Raw genomic sequence first — 18,097 nt, 5'->3', positions numbered from 1 at the left:
GCCCGCACTCTGTGTGCGGGCTGAGCGGGTCTCTTCTGCGTTGAGTTGGTGCCGTTGCGCCACCGCTTGCCGGTCCGCCGGTTGATGCCGACGATCCGGCATGCCTCCCGGTTGCTCACGCCTTCCATGAGCCGGAAGTATTCAGCCCGCTCACGGGTCAGCTTCCCGCGTCCCTGCGGTGTGCGGATCTTGCGGATCTCGAAGGCCATCGCGTCCCCGGAGGTCAGGTGTTGCGATGATCGCTAGAACTCAAGCTGTGAGGAGTGAGGGGGCCTCATGCCGCAACGCGCCGAGAAGCGCTTCCGCAGGTCAGGGTCGGCCTGGCGGGACACCTGCACAGGTCGCGAATGCCCTCGTTCGCGCAGGTCCTAGATGTCCCGGAAGATCTCGATCTGCGCGCCCACCGAGTTCAGGCGCTCCGCCAGCTCCTCGTACCCCCGGTTGATGACGTACACGTTCCGCAGCACCGACGTGCCCTCCGCCGCCATCATCGCCAGGAGGACGACCACGGCCGGGCGCAGGGCCGGCGGGCACATCATCTCGGCGGCGCGCCAGCGGGTGGGGCCCTCGACCAGGACGCGGTGGGGGTCGAGGAGTTGGAGGCGGCCGCCGAGGCGGTTGAGGTCGGTGAGGTAGATCGCGCGGTTGTCGTAGACCCAGTCGTGGATCAGGGTCTTGCCCTGGGCGGTCGCCGCGATGGCCGCGAAGAACGGCACGTTGTCGATGTTGAGGCCGGGGAACGGCATCGGGTGGATCTTGTCGATCGGCGCCTCCAGCTTGGAGGGGCGGACCGTCAGGTCGACCAGTCGTGTACGGCCGTTGTCCGCCGCGTACTCCGGTGAGCGGTCGTGGTCGAGGCCCATCTCCTCCAGGACCGCGAGCTCGATCTCCATGAACTCGATCGGCACGCGGCGGATCGTCAGCTCCGACTCGGTCACGACGGCCGCGGCCAGCAGGCTCATCGCCTCGACCGGGTCCTCGGAGGGGGAGTAGTCCACGTCGACGTCGATCTGGGGCACACCGTGCACGGTCAGCGTGGTGGTGCCGATGCCCTCGACCCGTACGCCCAGGGCCTCCAGGAAGAAGCACAGGTCCTGGACCATGTAGTTGGAGGAGGCGTTGCGGATGACGGTCACGCCGTCGTGGCGGGCGGCGGCCAGCAGCGCGTTCTCGGTCACGGTGTCGCCGCGCTCGGTCAGCACGATCGGGCGGTCGGGGGCGACGGACGACTCGACCTGCGCGTGGTAGAGACCCTCGGTGGCGGTGATGTCCAGACCGAAGCGGCGCAGCGCGATCATGTGCGGCTCGATGGTGCGCGTACCGAGGTCGCAGCCGCCCGCGTAGGGCAGCTTGAAGCGGTCGAGGCGGTGCAGCAGCGGGCCGAGGAACATGATGATGGAGCGCGTACGGATCGCGGCCTCGGCGTCGATCGAGTCCATGTCCAGCTCGGCCGGCGGCACGATCTCCAGGTCGACGCCGTCGTTGATCCAACGGGTGCGCACCCCGATGGAGTTGAGGACCTCCAGGAGCCGGAAGACCTCCTCGATGCGGGCGACCCGGCGCAGGACCGTGCGGCCCTTGTTGAGGAGCGAGGCGCAGAGCAGCGCGACACAGGCGTTCTTGCTCGTCTTGACGTCGATGGCGCCGGAGAGACGGCGGCGGCCGACGACCCGCAGATGCATGGGGCCGGCGTAACCGAGAGACACGATCTCGCTGTCGAGCGCTTCGCCGATGCGTGCGATCATCTCAAGGCTGATGTTCTGGTTGCCGCGCTCGATCCGGTTGACCGCGCTCTGGCTGGTGGCCAGGGCCTCCGCGAGCTGCGTCTGGGTCCAGCCGCGGTGCTGGCGGGCGTCACGGATGAGCTTGCCGATGCGTACGAGGTAGTCGTCTGCCATGCCGTCACGTTATCTCAGATATGAGATGGGGCTTGCGAGGGGGTGGGCCGTCAGGGTGACGGACTGTGCGCGGTGGGGTGACGCGGTTCATAGAGCGGCAGTTCGGCCCCGCTCGGCATCCGTACGGCGGCGAGCAGTCCCCAGCCCTGGTCGCTGATGGGGCGTGAGACCTCCACCCCGCGGTCCTCCAGGGTGGTCAGCGTGCCCGTGATGTCCTCGCACATCAGGTAGAACTCGTGTTTCGGCTCGCCCTGTGTGGGGTGGACGGCGAGCTCCGCCGGCGGCAGCCGGAAGATGAGCCAGCCGCCGCCCGCGTCGACATGGTCGAAGCCCAGGACGTCCTTGACGAAGGCCCGGTCGGCCTCCGCGTCCGGGGTGTAGAGGATCACATGCGCGCCGCTGAACATGGTTCGATCCTCGGCCCCCCGTACGGCCCCGGCAATTCCTCCGCGGCCGTACGGGGGCTGGGGCGGGGCCGTCAGTTCTCGCCGCAGCCGCACGCCCGGTGGCGGCCGCCGTGCACCGCCGCGTACGCCGAAGGCCGTGGCGCCGACACCGCACGCGCCAGGCCGGCGGAGGCCGTACGGCCCGAGGCCGAGTCCGCGTCGTGGACCACGCGGCCCCCGACCAGCGTGAGCCGCACCGTGGTGTCGCTGATGTCCGCGACCGGACATTTCGTTACATCCCGGTCGAGAACCACCAGATCGGCGGCCCGCCCCTCCCGGACCGTCCCGGTCTCCCGGTCCATGCGCAGCTGCCAGGCGGTGCCGTACGTGTGCATCCGCAGCGCCGAGGTGCGGCTCAGGCCCTCCAGCTCCCGGTGGAGCGGGCCCTCGCCGTGCGCTCCCTGCCGGTCGATCGCCGTCCGGACCTGGTTCCACACCTGGAGCGCGTCCACCGGCCAGTCCGAGCCGCCCGAGAGCAGGGCGCCGTGACGCTCCAGCGAGCGCGCCGGGTACATCCAACGGTGCCGCTCGGGCCCGATGTACGGCAGGAGCGCCTCCATCGTCCAGGTGTCCCGGGCCGCCCACTGCAGCTGCATACAGGCCGCCACGCCCAGTTCGGCGAAGCGCCGCAGGTCGGCCGGGTCCACCAGCTGGAGATGGGCGACGGCGTTGCGCGCGTCGCGCAGCCCGGTGGCGCGGCGGGCGTACGCGTATCCGTCGAGCGCCGTGCGCACGGCGCGGTCGCCGAGGCCATGGGCATGCAGCTGCCAGCCGGCCCGGTTGAAGGTCGCCGTCAGGCGTCCGTAATCCTGTCCCGAAACATACAGTTCGCCCCGATTGGCGGTCGGTCGTCCTTCGCCGTCGAGATAGGGTTCGAGCAGCGCCGCCGTCTGCGCCGGGTACTCGATCACTCCGTCCAGGAACACCTTGATCATCCCGAACCGGAGCCCCCGCACGCCCCCGAACTCCCGGCGCACTCCCCGGGCGTACGCGAGCGCGGCCGCCGGGTCCTTCGCCTGCTCGGAGTCGATCCGGATGGCCGGGACGATCCGCTGCGGCAGCTTCCCCGCCGCCGACAGGGCCTGATACGTGCTCAGCTCACCGCGCCCGACCCAGGCGTCCATCATCGTGGTGACCCCGGAGGCCGCCGCCCGGCCGAGCACCCGGGCGCAAGCCTCGACCAGCTCGGCCTCGCTCGGCTCCGGGATGTGCCGGGTCACCAGCGGCTGGGCGTCGTCCTTGAGCACCCCGGTCGGCCTGCCGTCCGCCCCCTTCACGATCTTCCCGCCCACGGGGTCCGGGGTGGCGGCCGTGATGCCGGCGATCTCCAGGGCGCGGGCGTTGACCCAGATGTTGTGGCCGTCGCCTCCGACCAGCGCGACCGGGCGCCGGGTCGGCAGGGCGTCGAGCAGCGAGTGGTGGGGCAGGGTGCCCTGCGGCAGCAGGCCGACCGGATTCCAGTCCTCCACCACCAGCCAGCCGTCCGGCTCCTGGCCCTGGGTGTCCTTCAGGAAGCCGGTCAGGATCGCGAGGAGCTCCTCCTTCGTCGTCTCCGCGCCTTCGAGGGAGGGCCGCAGCGAGCGGCTGCCGGCGCCCAGCGGATGGACGTGTCCGTCGTGGATCCCGCTCATGACGGTCGCCCCGCGGGCGTCGACGACCTCGGTGTCGCGGCCCACGAGGCGGCGCAGCTCGTTGCCGCGCCCGGTGGCCAGGATCCGGCCGTCGCGCCCGACGGCCACGGCCTCGACGGGACGGGCGCCGGACAGGCCGGTGAACACCCGTGCGTTGTGCACGACCAGGGAGGCGGACCGGGGGCGCGATCCCGCCGCCGCGGGGCCGGCGGCGACCCCGACGAGACCCGCCGCGCCGGCGGCGGCGAGAACGGTGCGCCGGCTCAGGGAAGAAGTCATGACCACTCCAAACATTGGCTGTGGCCGGACGTTCGCTGATTAACGTCGTAACCAGTACCCTCCCCGGACCGCGAAATCCGTACCATGGCGCGCATGTCAGGGCCCACCCTCACCGACATCGCCCGCGCCGCCGAGGTGTCCACCGCCACGGTGTCGCACGCCCTCAACGGAACGGGCCGGCTCGGTGAGTCCACGCGCCGCAGGGTCCGCGAGGTCGCGGCGGCACTCGGCTACGGATCGCGCCGGACGCCCCTCACCCGCACCGGAACGCTCGGCCTCGCCGTCACCACCTTCGCGGGCGCGCCCTGGAACTACCTCGAAGTCCCCTACTTCTCCCGTCTGCTGACCGCCGCCACCGCCACCGCGCACGCCCATGGCTACGCCCTGACGGTCTTGCCCGCGGCACGCGGCGGCGAGACCCTGTGGCACACCCTGACCGTCGACGGCATGCTCCTGCTCGACAGCCCCGACGGCGATCCGGTGCTGCGTGCCCTGCGGGCCCGGGGCATCCCGGTGGTCTTCGACGGCCGCCCCGCCGACCCGCGCCCCGACGACGTCTGGGTCGACAACGACCACGCCACGACCACCCGCGAGGTCCTCGACCACCTGGCCGCCGCAGGTGCGCGCCGGATCGCGCTGCACGCCGGGTTCGGCCGCGAGTACTACACCGGCGCGGTGACCCGGGCCTACGAGCAGTGGTGCCGGGAGCAGGGACACGCCCCGCTGGTGATCGCCTTCGACCCGGACGACGCGCCGGGCCACGCCTTCGACCGGGCCTTCGCCGACCGCGCCTGCGACGCCGTCCACTCCGTCTACGACCCCGGCGGCCGCCAGGTCCACGCGGCGGCGGGCAGGCACGGTCTGCGGATCCCCGACGACCTGCTCCTCGTCTGCGCCAGCGAGGACCCGGCCTACGCCGAGAGCGACCCGCCCGTGACCACCGTGACGCTGCGGCCGGAGGCGATCGCGAAGACGGCCGTCACGACCCTGGTCGCCCGGCTCGACCCCGACCTTCCCGACCCCGCACCGGGCGGTCTGACGATCCCGGCCCGGATCCGGCTCCGCGCTTCGTCCCGCCGCAGGAGCGGGTGAAGCCCTATGCCGTCGCCCGGGCGGCCGCGCGGTGCTCGGTGGGGCGGGTTCCGTACACCCGGTGGAAGGCCACGCTCAGGCCGAAGGCGCTGCCGTAGCCCACCTGTCGGGCGATCGACTCCACCGTGGCCTCGGTGCGCGCCAGCAGGTCGGCGGCGAGGGCGAGCCGCCAGCCGGTCAGATAGGCCATGGGCGGCTCGCCGACCAGATCGCTGAAGCGGCGGGCGAACGTCGCTCGCGACACGCCGGTCTCCTCGGCCAGGGCCGTCACGGTCCACGGGCGGGCGGGACGGTCGTGGATCAGGCGGAGCGCCCGGCCGGCGACGGGGTCGCCGAGCGCGCGGTACCACCCGGGCGGGTCGGCCTCCGGGCGGGTGAACCACTCCCGCAGCGTCGAGAGCAGCAGCAGATCGAGGAGCCGGTCGAGGACGGCCTGCTGCCCGGGTTCGTCCCGGGAGACCTCCGCGGCGGTGAGGTCCAGGATCGGGCCCGGCCGTCCGTCGTTGCGTACCACGAGGACCCGGGGGAGCGCGCTCAGCAGCCGTTCCGAGACCCGGCCGCCGACCTGGTAGCTGCCCGTGAGCAGCACCGTCGGGCCGTCCAGGCTGTTCCCGCAGGTGCGCATCCCCAGGACGATGTCCTCGCTGATCTCCTCGCCGTCGGCGGTGGTGCACCGGTCGGGACCTGCCAGGACGTACAGCGGCGGCGTCGTCGAGTCGGCGGTGTCCGCGAAGGAGAACGGCTCCGATCCCACGACGATGGCCACATCGCCCTGCTCAAGCGGGACGGGCGCGCCGCCGGGCGGGTCGGCGGAGCCGTCGCCGGGGAGGACCCAGCCCGTGCCGCGCAACATGGTGACCAGGGTGATCGGTCTGCCGTCGGCGAACCGGATCGACCACGGCGGCGTCAGGACGTTCCGGCTGAACAGCGCTCCGTCGGACCGCACCTCGTACAGCAGACTCGCCAACGCATCCATGCGGCAAGATTAGACGCTGAGACATCGAAATGAGCGGACAGGCCATTCCACGCCTCACGGGCGAACGGTTTGACTCCTCCCATGACGATCAACGCCACGACGAACCCGACGACGAACACCAAGACCAATCCGACGACGAACCCGACGAACTCCACGAAGCCGATCCTGGTCCTCGGCAGCACGGGCAAGACGGGGAGCCGCGTCGCCTCCCGCCTGCGCGAGCGCGGTCACGAGGTCCGCGCCGTCTCCCGCAAGGGTCCGATCCGCTTCGACTGGACCCATGAGAGCACCTGGGAGCCGGTCCTCGCCGGCGCAGGCGCGGCCTACCTGGTCGACTCGCAGCGCGCCGACGCCGGGACGTCGATGCGTGCCTTCGCGAAGCTCGCCGCCTCCCTGGGGGTCGAGCGCCTGGTGCTGCTGTCCCACAGCGACTGGGTGGCGCCGGAAGGGGAGGAGAAGCTTCCGTGCGAGCGCGCGGTGCGGGAGTCCGGTGCGCGGTGGACGATCCTGAAGCCCGCCTGGTTCTCGCAGAACTTCAGCGAGGACCCCTTCTTCCTCCGCCAGGTCCTCGACGGTGACGTCGTGAGTTCGACGGGCGAGGGTGTGGAGCCGTGGCTCGACGTCGAGGACATCGCCGATGTCGCCGTGGCGGCCCTGACCGAGGACGGCCATGACGAGCAGTCGTACGCGCTGTCCGGGCCGCGGCTGCTGAGCATGGCCGAGGCGGTCGACGAGATCGCCCGCGCCACGGGCCGCGACATCGCTCACCGCGCCGTCTCGCCGGCCGACTTCGCGGCGTACGGTGCGCGGCAGGGCGTGTCGGAGGAGCATGTGGAGCTCCTGAACATGCTCTTCGGCTGGATCGGCGAGGGTCGCTTCGCCCGGCTCGGGGACGGCGTCCGGCGCGCGCTCGGCCGCGAACCGCGCGACTTCACCGACTATGTCAGGACAACGGCGGCCACCGGAGTGTGGCTCGGCTGACCGGACGGACATCAGGATGATGCCCGTCACAGTCATGCCGGGCATGACCGGGCCGCGGTGATGCACTAGAGTTATCTCGACATCGAGATAACTGCTTACGGCGCACCGCGGCCGCCCACCCGGTAAGGGTTACCTAACTAAGCCTTACCTTAGCGGATCGGCGAGGAGTCGTGGCGGCAGCATGGCGGTAATACGCGCACATTGATGAAGGAGACTGTCGTGTCGGCGAACAGCTTCGACGCCCGCAGCACGCTGCGCGTGGGCGACGAGTCGTACGAGATCTTCAAGCTGGACAAGGTCGAGGGCTCCGCGCGCCTTCCCTACAGCCTGAAGGTGCTTCTGGAGAACCTGCTCCGCACCGAGGACGGCGCGAACATCACCGCCGATCACATCCGGGCCCTGGGCAACTGGGACTCGCAGGCCCAGCCGAGCCAGGAGATCCAGTTCACGCCGGCCCGCGTGATCATGCAGGACTTCACCGGTGTGCCCTGTGTCGTCGACCTCGCCACCATGCGTGAGGCCGTCGCCGCGCTCGGCGGTGACCCGGCGAAGATCAACCCGCTCTCCCCGGCCGAGATGGTCATCGACCACTCCGTCATCGCCGACAAGTTCGGCACCAACGACGCCTTCGCGCAGAACGTCGAGCTGGAGTACGGCCGCAACAAGGAGCGCTACCAGTTCCTGCGCTGGGGCCAGACCGCCTTCGACGACTTCAAGGTCGTCCCGCCCGGCACCGGCATCGTCCACCAGGTGAACATCGAGCACCTGGCCCGTACGGTCATGGTCCGCAACGGCCAGGCGTACCCCGACACCCTCGTCGGCACCGACTCGCACACCACCATGGTCAACGGCCTCGGCGTGCTGGGCTGGGGCGTCGGCGGCATCGAGGCCGAGGCCGCCATGCTCGGCCAGCCGGTCTCCATGCTGATCCCGCGCGTCGTCGGCTTCAAGCTGACCGGCGAGCTGCCGACCGGCACCACCGCCACCGACCTGGTCCTCACGATCACCGAGATGCTGCGCAAGCACGGCGTCGTCGGCAAGTTCGTCGAGTTCTACGGTGAGGGCGTCGCCGCCACCTCCCTCGCGAACCGCGCCACCATCGGCAACATGTCGCCCGAGTTCGGCTCCACCGCCGCGGTCTTCCCGATCGACGGCGAGACCCTGAACTACCTCAAGCTCACCGGCCGCTCCGAGCAGCAGGTCGCGCTCGTCGAGGCGTACGCCAAGGAGCAGGGCCTCTGGCTGGACCCGTCCGCCGAGCCCGACTTCTCCGAGAAGCTGGAGCTCGACCTCTCCACGGTCGTCCCGTCCATCGCCGGCCCGAAGCGCCCGCAGGACCGCATCGTCCTCGCCAACGCCGCCGAGCAGTTCAAGAGCGACGTCCTCAACTACGTCACCACCGCCGACGAGGCCGAGCTGGAGTCCTTCCCGGCCTCCGACGCCCCGGCCAACCACCCGAACGGTGGCGCCCCGTCGAACCCGGTCCAGGTGACCGCCGCCGACGGCACCACCTACACGATCGACCACGGCGCCGTCACCGTCGCCGCGATCACCTCCTGCACCAACACCTCGAACCCGTACGTCATGGTCGCCGCCGCGCTCGTCGCGAAGAAGGCCGTGGAGAAGGGCCTGACCCGCAAGCCGTGGGTCAAGACCACCCTCGCCCCGGGCTCGAAGGTCGTCACCGACTACTTCGACAAGGCGGGCCTGACCCCGTACCTCGACAAGGTCGGCTTCAACCTCGTCGGCTACGGCTGCACGACCTGCATCGGCAACTCCGGCCCGCTGCCGGAGGAGGTCTCCAAGGCCGTCAACGAGCACGACCTCGCGGTCACCTCGGTCCTCTCCGGCAACCGGAACTTCGAGGGCCGTATCAACCCCGACGTCAAGATGAACTACCTGGCCTCCCCGCCGCTGGTCGTCGCCTACGCCCTCGCGGGCTCCATGAAGGTGGACATCACCAAGGACGCGCTCGGCATCGACACCGAGGGCAACCCGGTCTACCTGGCGGACATCTGGCCGTCCGAGGCCGAGGTCAACGACGTCGTCGCCAACGCCATCGGCGAGGACATGTTCAACAAGTCCTACCAGGACGTCTTCGCGGGCGACGCCCAGTGGCAGGCGCTGTCCATCCCGACCGGCAACACCTTCGAGTGGGACGCCGAGTCCACCTACGTCCGCAAGCCCCCGTACTTCGAGGGCATGACGATGGAGACCACGCCGGTCACCGACATCGCCGGCGCGCGCGTCCTGGCCAAGCTGGGCGACTCGGTCACCACCGACCACATCTCCCCGGCCGGTGCCATCAAGGCCGACACCCCGGCCGGCAAGTACCTCACCGAGCACGGTGTGGAGCGTCGTGACTTCAACTCCTACGGCTCGCGCCGAGGCAACCACGAGGTCATGATCCGCGGCACCTTCGCCAACATCCGCCTGCGCAACCAGATCGCGCCGGGTACCGAGGGCGGCTACACCCGCGACTTCACCGTCGAGGGTGCCCCGGTCTCCTTCATCTACGACGCCTCGCAGAACTACCAGGCCGCCGGCACCCCGCTGGTCATCCTGGGCGGCAAGGAGTACGGCTCCGGCTCGTCCCGCGACTGGGCGGCCAAGGGCACCGCGCTCCTCGGCGTCAAGGCCGTCATCACCGAGTCGTACGAGCGCATCCACCGCTCGAACCTCATCGGCATGGGCGTCCTCCCGCTCCAGTTCCCGGCCGGCCAGTCGGCCGACTCGCTCGGCCTGACCGGCGAGGAGACCTTCTCCATCGCGGGCATCACCGAGCTGAACGAGGGCACCACCCCGCGCACCGTCAAGGTCACCACCGACACCGGTGTCGAGTTCGACGCGGTCGTCCGCATCGACACCCCCGGTGAGGCGGACTACTACCGCAACGGCGGCATCATGCAGTACGTGCTGCGCAACCTGATCCGCGGCTGAAGGATCCGGTAGCAGCGAAGGGCCGCACCCCCTCACGGGGAGTGCGGCCCTTTTGCGTTCACGCCTCGCTAACCGAGCAGTTCGACCTCCGCGAGCGTTCCGGGCGCGGCGGCCACCAGCCGGTACTTCGCGTACGAGCCCGGTGCGGCGACCGAGAAGACCCGGGTCTGCCGGTCCCAGGCGAAGGACTCGCCCGCGCGCCGGTCAAGGTCCTTCCAGGTGGTGCCGTCGGCCGAGCCCTGGAGGACCCAGCCGGCCGGCGCCTTGTCCCGCACGGACGAGGTCAGCGTGTACTGGACCGCCCGGACCGGCTTCGCCACCGGCAGCTCCACCGTGGCGACGGCGCCTTCCGTGGCCGAGGTGTCGTCGAAGAGCGGCCCGGCGCCGGTGATCGCGTCCGTACGGGGCGAGGGCGTCCCGCCCGCCGGGGTGAGGGAGACCGGGCCCGCGTTCACGCCCGTGCCCCACGCCGAGGGCTTCGGCCCCATCTCGAACTTCAGCGTGCCGCCCTTGGCGAGCAGATCGTGCGGCAGCGCGGTGGAGTTCCACTGCCTGCCGTCGACCTTCACGCCCTGGACGTACAGGTTCTTCGCGCTGTTGCGCGGTGCCTCGACGACCAGCGTGCGGCCGTTGTCCATGCGGACCGTCACCTTGCTGAACAGCGGCGAGCCGATCGCGTACTCCCCGCTGCCCATCACCAGCGGATAGAAGCCGAGCGCGGAGAAGAGGTACCAGGCGGACTGCTCGCCGTTGTCCTCGTCACCGTGGTAGCCCTGCCCGATCTCGCTGCCGGTGTACAGCCGGGACAGCACCTCGCGGACCTTCTCCTGCGTCTTCCAGGGCTGCCCGGCCGCGTTGTACATGTACGGGACGTGGTGGGCGACCTGGTTGGAGTGGCCGTACATGCCCATCCGGACGTCCCGGGCCTCGGTCATCTCGTGGATGACGCTGCCGTACGAGCCGACGAACTCCGGGCTCGCGGTCTCCGGAGTGGAGAAGTACGTGTCGAGCTTCTGCCCGAGGCCCTTGCGGCCGCCGTACAACTGGGCGAGGCCGCGCGAGTCCTGCGGGGCCGTGAAGGCGTAGCCCCAGCCGTTCGTCTCCGTGTAGTCGTACCCCCAGATCCTCGGGTCGTACTGTGCCGAGGGCACCCGCCAGTCGCCCTTCAGGTCGCGGCCCTGGAAGAAGCCGGCCTTGGAGTCGAAGAGGGAGACGTAGCTCTGGGCGCGGGAGAGGAAGTACGCCGCCTCGTCCTGGTACCGCTTCTTGCCGGTCTTCTTGTGCAGCGCCTGCGCCATCTTCGCGATGCCGTAGTCGTTGAGGTAGCCCTCCAGCGACCAGGACAGGCCCTCGTGGGTCTCCGTCGACGCGTAGCCGAGGAAGGGAGAGGTCTCCATGCCCTTGCGGCCCACGCCCCGGCTGGGCGGCACGACCGTCGCGTTCTTGAGCGCCGCCTCGTACGCCGCCTCGGCGTCGAAGTCCACGCCCTTGACGAACGCGTCGGCGAACGCCACGTCCGAGGAGGTGCCGGTCATCAGATCGGCGTAGCCGGGGGAGGACCAGCGGGAGATCCAGCCGCCGTCCTTGTACTGCTGTACGAAGCCGTCGACCAGCTCACCGGCCTTGTTCGGGGTGAGGAAGGAGTACGCGGGCCATGTCGTGCGGTAGGTGTCCCAGAAGCCGTTGTTGACGTACACCTCCCCGTCGACGATCTTCGCGCCGGTACGGGTCGGGGTGTCCGGGCCCGTCATGGGGGAGAAGGGACTGGCGTACCGGTTCTTCCCGCCGACCTTCTCGAAACCGGAGTTGGGGTAGAGGTAGAGCCGGTAGAGGCTGGAGTAGAGCGTCACCAGCTGGTCGTGGGTCGCGCCCTCGACCTCCACCCGCTCCAGGATCCGGTCCCAGGCGTCCTGCGCCCGCTCCCTGACCTGATCGAAGCCGGTGCCCTCGCGGATCTCGCCGGCGAGGTTGGCCTTCGCCTGGTCCACGGAGATCAGCGAGGTCGCGATGCGGAGGGTGACCGTGCGGTCGTCGCCCGCGTCGAAGCGGAGGTGACCCTTCACGCCCTGCGCGGCGGAGCCGGTGACCGGCGCGTCGAAGACGCCGTACACGAACATCCGGGTGGCGCCGGTCGACAGGCCGCTCTTGACGTCGGAGAAGCCGGTGAAGGAGCTCGTCGCCGGGTAGAGGGTCAGCCCGCCCTCCTCGGTGACGTTGTCGAAGACGACGCTCGCGTCCTCACCCGGATAGGTGAAGCGCATCATCGCCGCGTGGTCCGTGGGGGCGATCTCGGCCTTCAGGCCGTTCTCGAAGGTGACGCCGTACAGATGCGGCTTCGCCGTCTCCTTCTCGTGGCGGAAGGCGAGGGCACGCTGGACCCGGTCCGTCGGCGGAGTGCCGGCCGCCGCCGAGGGCATCACCTGGAAGGTCTGCCGGTCGCCCATCCAGGGACTCGGCTCATGGCTGACGGCGAAGGCCTGGACGGCCGGCAGGTTGTCCGCGTTGTTGGCACGGGCGTACTCGTACAGCCAGCTCTTGGAGGCCGCGTTGGTGACCGGCGTCCAGAAGTTGAAGCCATGCGGGACAGCGGTCGCGGGGAAGGTGTTGCCGCGCGAGAACGAACCGCTGGAGTTGGTGCCGCGGGTCGTGGAGGCGTAGTCCGAGAGCCGGTCGAGACGCTTCTCGGGGGCCTTGGCCTGCAGGGCGATGTCGTCGATCCAGCCCTGGAACTTCGCCGGACCCTTGGGCGAGTCGTACGCCACCAGGATCCGGTCCACCGTCTTGCCGGCCGCGACCGCGCCGATCCGGGAGCTCACCTGGTTCCACTGGTTGACGTAGAGCCGCTTGGCGGCGCCCTGGCCCTGCGGGGTCAGCAGCCCGCCGTGGGAGTCGACGGCCCGCAGATCACTCAGATAGGTGCCGTCGGTGAAGGCCAGGTCCACCGACATGTTCGTGGCCGGGTAGTTGAGGTCCGTCTCCGGAAGGGACGGGAAGACCCGGTACGACAGCTCGGTGTCCCGGGCGATCCGGGTGTCCACGTCGAAGATCTTGTTGTACGAGTAGGCCCGGCCGTCGGCCTTGTGCGTGCCCGCGTAGCGCAGCGCCCGCTTGCCGGTGAAGCCGGCGTTGGCCTTGGCGGTGGGGGAGCCGCCGGGGCCGCGGTCGACCTGGCTGCGCATCTCCTCGGGGACGGGGGTCGAGGTGTCCCCGTTCGAGAACTGAACGTCCGCCAGTTGAGTGAGACCCGCCCCGGCGTTCTTCGTGATCTGCAGGCGGTAGTGGGCGTACGCCGTGTCGTTCGCGAAGTCGAACGTCCTCGTCTCGAAGCGCTTGGCGAAGGTCTGGCCCTCCCGGCTGTCGAGGACCTTCCACTCCTTGCCGTCCGCCGAGCCCTGGAGCGTCCAGTCGCGGGGGTCGCGCTCGGCCGCGTCGTTCGCCGAAGTCAGCGCGTACGTCACCACCTTGACCGGTTCGTCCAGGTCGAACTCGATCCAGGCGGTCGGCTCGAAAACCAGCCATTTCGTGCCGGACTGGAGGTCGACCAGGTTCTCCTTGGTCTCTCCGGAGCCCGCGTTCTCGCCGCTGGCCCGCAGCTCTGTCACCCGGTCGGTGACATTGCCCGGTATTCCGCTTGCGAAGCCGCCGTCGACCCCTGATGTCCGCTTGGCGCCGTCCGCGCCGACCTCCACCGTATTGCGCCATGTGGGTTGAGTTTCGTCGGCTTCGAAGGAGGTGGTGAACTCCTGTGCGCGTGTGTCCGTTTGGCCGGGAAGTGCCTGTGCCACCGAGGGCACCGAGCCCAGTACCAAGGCCGACGCGGCCACCAGGGCGGCGGCTGCGAGGGGGTGGTTTCTGGACCGCGATCGGGTGCGAATTCTGGGCTCCATGCCGTGTCGCCGCTCCTGCCACTGGATCTAGACAACGTTGTCATCCGAATGAAGCAAATCCAGTAGGGGGCCAAGTGGCCGATGGTGTCAAGGGTGTTGACGACAAGTCGAGGGATGAAACGGTACAGATACAGCGGGGATATCCCCGAGGTCTCAACTCGGGAAAGACTGCCGTTCAAACCTGCTTTCGATCTTGCTCAGTGGAAGGGAAGTGGACTATACCTGTCGGCGTCCAGCCCGTCGTACCACTCACACGGCGGCACGACGCCTGTACGACCCAAGCTGCATTCGAATGCGGTGGCGGGGCCCTTCGCCTTGGCGAGCAGATAACGGGCGACCGGTACACCGCCTGAGTCCTGAATGAAGGCGAGGACTTGAGCATGGGATCCACCTCCGCGCACAACCACGAAGGCCTCGGCCGCCGCGATCTGATCAAGCGCTCCGCCGCTCTCGGTCTGATCTCGGTGCCGACGATGAGCTTCCTGTCCGCCTGTGCCAGCGGCGGCACCGCCGACGGCGGTGGCAAGGTCGAGAAGGGCACCAAGACCGAGAAGAACCCCCTCGGCGTCAACGCTTCGGCCCCGCTCGACTTCGTCCTCTTCGACGGAGGCTTCGGCCAGCAGTACGCCAAGGACGCGGTGAAGGTCTACGAGGGCACCTATCCGCAGGCCAAGGTCAAGTTCACCGCCACCCAGAAGATCACCACCGAGCTGCAGCCGCGGTTCAACGGCGGCAACCCGCCGGACCTCATCGACAACTCCGGCGCCGAGCAGATGGACATGGGCGTCCTCGTCGGCCAGAAGCAGCTGGCCGACCTCACCGCCCTGCTCGACGCCGCCTCGATCGACGACCCGAGCAAGAAGGTCCGCGACACCCTGCGCCCGGGCATCGTGGAGATGGGCCAGTTCGACGGCGCCCCGGTCTGGATCCTCTACTACGCCTACACGGTCTACGGCGTCTGGTACTCCCAGAAGCTGCTGGAATCGCTCGACGCGAAGTACCCCGAGACCTGGGACGAGATGCTGGCCGTCTGCGAGAAGGCCAAGAAGAAGGGCATCGCGGGCTGGACGTACGCCGGCAAGCACCCGTACTACGTCCCCTTCTCGCTGTACCCGATGATCGCCAAGGTCGGTGGTCGTGAGGTCCTCGACGCCATCGACAACCTGGAGCCGAAGGCCTGGGAGCACCCCGCCGTCAAGGCGTGTTTCGAGGCGTACTACGAGCTTCAGCGCAAGGGCTACATCCTCCAGGGCACCCCGGGCCTCGACCACATCCAGTCGCAGACCGCCTGGACCGAGGGCAAGGCGCTCTTCATCCCCAACGGCTCCTGGGTGGAGAACGAGGCGGCGAAGACCATGCCCGCCGACTTCAACCTCGCCGTCTCCGCCCCGACCGGCATCGACTCCTCCGACAAGATGCCGTTCGGCACCATCTGGGCCTCCGGCGGTGAGCCCTTCATCGTCCCGGCCAAGGCGAAGAACATCGAGGGCGGCATGGAGCAGCTGCGCATCATGCTCAGCGAGGCGTCCTCGAAGAACTTCACCAAGTCCGTGAAGTCGCTGACCGCGTTCAACGGCGGCACCGACGGCATCGAGCTGACCCCGGGTCTGAAGTCCGGTGTCGCGGCCCTCGACAAGGCCGGTCAGAACGTCGTCAACCCGCGTCTGCAGGACTGGTACGTGGCGCTGCAGAAGGAGAAGATCGGTGTCGCCGGCATCGGCGAGATGATGGCCGGCCGGGCGACCCCGGCCGAGACGATCAAGAAGATCCAGAAGTTCGCCGACGAGGCGGCCAAGGACTCCTCCATCAAGCACTACAAGCACCAGTGAGCTGTGCCGGGGCCCCTTCCCGCCGACCGGGAGCGGGCCCCGGCTCCTTGCGTACGGCACTCACGCCACGCACGGCACCAGCGGCTACTCCGCGGGAAGATCGGGGTCGGTAGGAATGCAACACGGCAAGTACCGTTTCATCGTGGGGTTCCTGGCGGTTCCCCTGGCCATGTACGCGTTGTTCGTCATCTGGCCCTTCGTCCAGTCCATCTACTACTCGTTCACGGACTGGAGCGGTCTCAGCCCCGAGTTCCGGATGGTCGGGTTCGACAACTACAGCCGCATGCTCGACGACGAGGTGTTCTGGAAGTCGCTCCAGCACAGCCTGACCTTCGCGGTCGTGCTGCCGCTGGTCACCGTCGGCCTGGCGCTGTTCTTCGCGTTCATGCTCAATGTCGGCGGTCGGCGCCGCCGGGGAGCGGCCGTCGCCGGTGTGCGCGGCTCGTCCTTCTACAAGATCGTCTACTTCTTCCCGCAGGTGCTGTCCATCGCGATCGTGGCGCTGCTCTTCCAGTTCGCGTACAACCCCAACAGCGGAGCCATCAACTCGGTCCTCAAGGGGGTCGGACTCGGCAGCATCCAGCCCGACTGGCTGGGTGACCCGAACCTGGCCCTGATCTGTGTGATGGTCGTCCTCGTCTGGTCCACGGTCGGCTTCTTCGTGGTCCTCTTCTCGGCGGGCATGGCCTCCATCCCCAGGGACTTCTACGAGGCGGCGCTCCTCGACGGCGCGAACCGCTTCACCACCTTCTTCAAGATCACGCTGCCGTTGCTCTGGGACACCGTGCAGTCCGGATGGATCTACATGGGCATCCTGGCGCTCGGCGCCGAGTCCTTCGCCGTCGTCCAGATCATGACGGTGGGCCCCAACGGCGGAGGGCCGGACTACTCCACCATCGTGATGCCGCTGTACGTGTACCAGAAGGCCTTCCGCGACGGCCAGGCCGCGTACGCGACCACGATCGGTGTCGCGCTGCTCTTCGTCACGCTGCTCTTCGCGGCGGTCGTGATGCGGTTCGGCCGGCGCGAGCGGCTGGAGTACTGATGCTGTGCCTTCCCGGGGGACAGCCCCCGGACCCCCAGCAGGAAAGCAGCTCGGTCGCGGTGGCCGGCACGACAGCACGAGGTGACCTCCGGTGAAAGCCATCGACACCCCTCCCGCCGGCGCGGCACTGCCCGAGCCGCCCGAGCCCGGCATCGCGCAGGTGACGAAGAGCGCCGTCTCGACTCCCCGCAAGGAGAGCAAGGGGGAGGGCGCGACCCTCAACGTCTTCTCCCACGGCATCCTGATCATCTGGGCGATCATGGTGGTCACGCCGCTGCTCTGGGCGGTCATGACCTCCTTCAAGACCGACCGGGCGATCTTCACCTCGCCGTGGTCCCTGCCCGACAAGCTGCACTTCGAGAACTGGTCGCGCGCCTGGACCGAGGCGCACATGAGCGACTACTTCCTGAACACCATCCTGGTGGTGGGCGGATCGCTCTTCGGCACGCTGCTCTTCGGCTCGATGGCGGCCTATGTGCTGGCCCGCTTCGACTTCCCGGGCAACCGCTTCATCTACTTCCTCTTCATCGGCGGGATGAGCTTCCCGATCATCCTGGCGCTCGTGCCGCTCTTCTACGTGCTGCAGAACATGGCCCTGCTCAACACGCTGCACGGCCTGATCCTGGTCTACATCGCGTACTCGCTGCCCTTCACGGTCTTCTTCCTGACCGCGTTCTTCCGCACGCTGCCGACCTCGGTGGCGGAAGCGGCCTTCATGGACGGCGCCTCGCACACCCGGACCTTCTTCCAGGTGATGCTCCCGATGGCCAAACCCGGCCTGATCAGCGTCGGCATCTTCAACTTCCTGGGCCAGTGGAACCAGTACCTGCTGCCCACCGTGCTCAACACCGAACAGGACCAGAAGGTGCTCTCGCAGGGCCTGGTCCAGCTCGCCGTCAGCCAGGGGTACAAGGGTGACTGGTCGGGCCTGTTCGCCGGCCTGGTCATGGCGATGCTTCCCGTCCTCGCCGCGTACATCGTCTTCCAGCGCCAGGTGGTCGCCGGACTGACGGCCGGCGCCGTGAAGTAACGGTCCCGGACACTTCGAGGGCGGCCCCGCTCGGGGCCGCCCTTCTGTGCGCGCCGGTCTTCA

12 protein-coding genes are annotated in these 18,097 nt (G+C 69.1%); 6 read left to right on the top strand and 6 right to left on the bottom strand.

The features are described 5' to 3' along the window. The 4 genes from ACFQ7Q_RS08750 to ACFQ7Q_RS08735 form a co-directional block, all read right to left on the bottom strand. A partial coding sequence (locus ACFQ7Q_RS08750) for a helix-turn-helix domain-containing protein (RefSeq protein ID WP_383551438.1) occupies window positions 1–209 on the bottom strand: 209 nt, incomplete at its 3' end. Window positions 210–368: 159 nt separating this feature from the next. Then, the gene (locus tag ACFQ7Q_RS08745) at window positions 369–1,898 is read right to left on the bottom strand and encodes a helix-turn-helix domain-containing protein (RefSeq protein ID WP_383551436.1); all 1,530 of its coding nucleotides are present in this window, start codon (window positions 1,896–1,898) and stop codon (window positions 369–371) included. A 50-nt stretch (window positions 1,899–1,948) separates the two neighbouring features. Further along, window positions 1,949–2,305, bottom strand: coding sequence for a VOC family protein (locus ACFQ7Q_RS08740; protein ID WP_383551434.1), 357 nt, complete (start codon window positions 2,303–2,305; stop codon window positions 1,949–1,951). A gap of 71 nt (window positions 2,306–2,376) precedes the next feature. After that, the gene (locus ACFQ7Q_RS08735) at window positions 2,377–4,254 is read right to left on the bottom strand and encodes an amidohydrolase (RefSeq protein WP_383551432.1); all 1,878 of its coding nucleotides are present in this window, start codon (window positions 4,252–4,254) and stop codon (window positions 2,377–2,379) included. A gap of 93 nt (window positions 4,255–4,347) precedes the next feature. Here ACFQ7Q_RS08735 and ACFQ7Q_RS08730 point away from each other — a divergent pair, with 93 nt between their 5' ends. Further along, window positions 4,348–5,346, top strand: a complete 999-nt coding sequence (locus ACFQ7Q_RS08730) for a LacI family DNA-binding transcriptional regulator (protein ID WP_383551430.1) — start codon at window positions 4,348–4,350, stop codon at window positions 5,344–5,346. Between the two features lie 4 nt (window positions 5,347–5,350). On the opposite strand, the gene ACFQ7Q_RS08725 is transcribed toward ACFQ7Q_RS08730, so the two are convergent. Continuing rightward, window positions 5,351–6,322 (bottom strand): cupin domain-containing protein, encoded by a 972-nt coding sequence (locus ACFQ7Q_RS08725; protein ID WP_383551429.1) that lies wholly within the window; start codon window positions 6,320–6,322, stop codon window positions 5,351–5,353. Window positions 6,323–6,403: 81 nt separating this feature from the next. Between ACFQ7Q_RS08725 and ACFQ7Q_RS08720 the strand changes: the two genes are divergently transcribed. Both ACFQ7Q_RS08720 and acnA read left to right on the top strand, forming a co-directional pair. Continuing rightward, complete coding sequence (locus tag ACFQ7Q_RS08720) at window positions 6,404–7,303, top strand: NAD(P)H-binding protein (RefSeq protein ID WP_383551427.1); 900 nt, start codon at window positions 6,404–6,406, stop codon at window positions 7,301–7,303. A gap of 219 nt (window positions 7,304–7,522) precedes the next feature. Further along, entirely contained in the window at window positions 7,523–10,243 is a 2,721-nt protein-coding gene (gene acnA, locus ACFQ7Q_RS08715; protein WP_383551425.1) for an aconitate hydratase AcnA, read from the top strand. A gap of 68 nt (window positions 10,244–10,311) precedes the next feature. On the opposite strand, the gene ACFQ7Q_RS08710 is transcribed toward acnA, so the two are convergent. Beyond that, window positions 10,312–14,130, bottom strand: coding sequence for a GH92 family glycosyl hydrolase (locus ACFQ7Q_RS08710; protein WP_383551423.1), 3,819 nt, complete (start codon window positions 14,128–14,130; stop codon window positions 10,312–10,314). Window positions 14,131–14,510: 380 nt separating this feature from the next. On the opposite strand from ACFQ7Q_RS08710, the gene ngcE reads away from it, so the two are divergent. The 3 genes from ngcE to ACFQ7Q_RS08695 all read left to right on the top strand — a co-directional run bounded on the left by ngcE (window position 14,511) and on the right by ACFQ7Q_RS08695 (window position 18,034). Then, window positions 14,511–15,959: an N-acetylglucosamine/diacetylchitobiose ABC transporter substrate-binding protein gene (gene ngcE / locus ACFQ7Q_RS08705; protein WP_383551421.1), complete on the top strand. Its 1,449-nt coding sequence runs from the start codon at window positions 14,511–14,513 to the stop codon at window positions 15,957–15,959. Window positions 15,960–16,074: 115 nt separating this feature from the next. Then, window positions 16,075–17,004 carry a carbohydrate ABC transporter permease gene (locus tag ACFQ7Q_RS08700; protein ID WP_383551419.1) on the top strand — a complete coding sequence of 310 codons (930 nt, stop codon included), beginning with the start codon at window positions 16,075–16,077 and terminating at the stop codon, window positions 17,002–17,004. 151 nt (window positions 17,005–17,155) lie between these two features. Beyond that, entirely contained in the window at window positions 17,156–18,034 is an 879-nt protein-coding gene (locus ACFQ7Q_RS08695) for a carbohydrate ABC transporter permease (RefSeq protein ID WP_383551450.1), read from the top strand. Window positions 18,035–18,097 lie beyond the last annotated feature (63 nt).

The organism is Streptomyces sp. NPDC056527, from assembly GCF_042794475.1.
Taxonomy (GTDB): Bacteria; Actinomycetota; Actinomycetes; order Streptomycetales; family Streptomycetaceae; genus Streptomyces.
The sequence above is the reverse complement of the archived record's forward strand: the minus strand, read 5'-3'. Positions and strand labels throughout refer to the sequence as shown.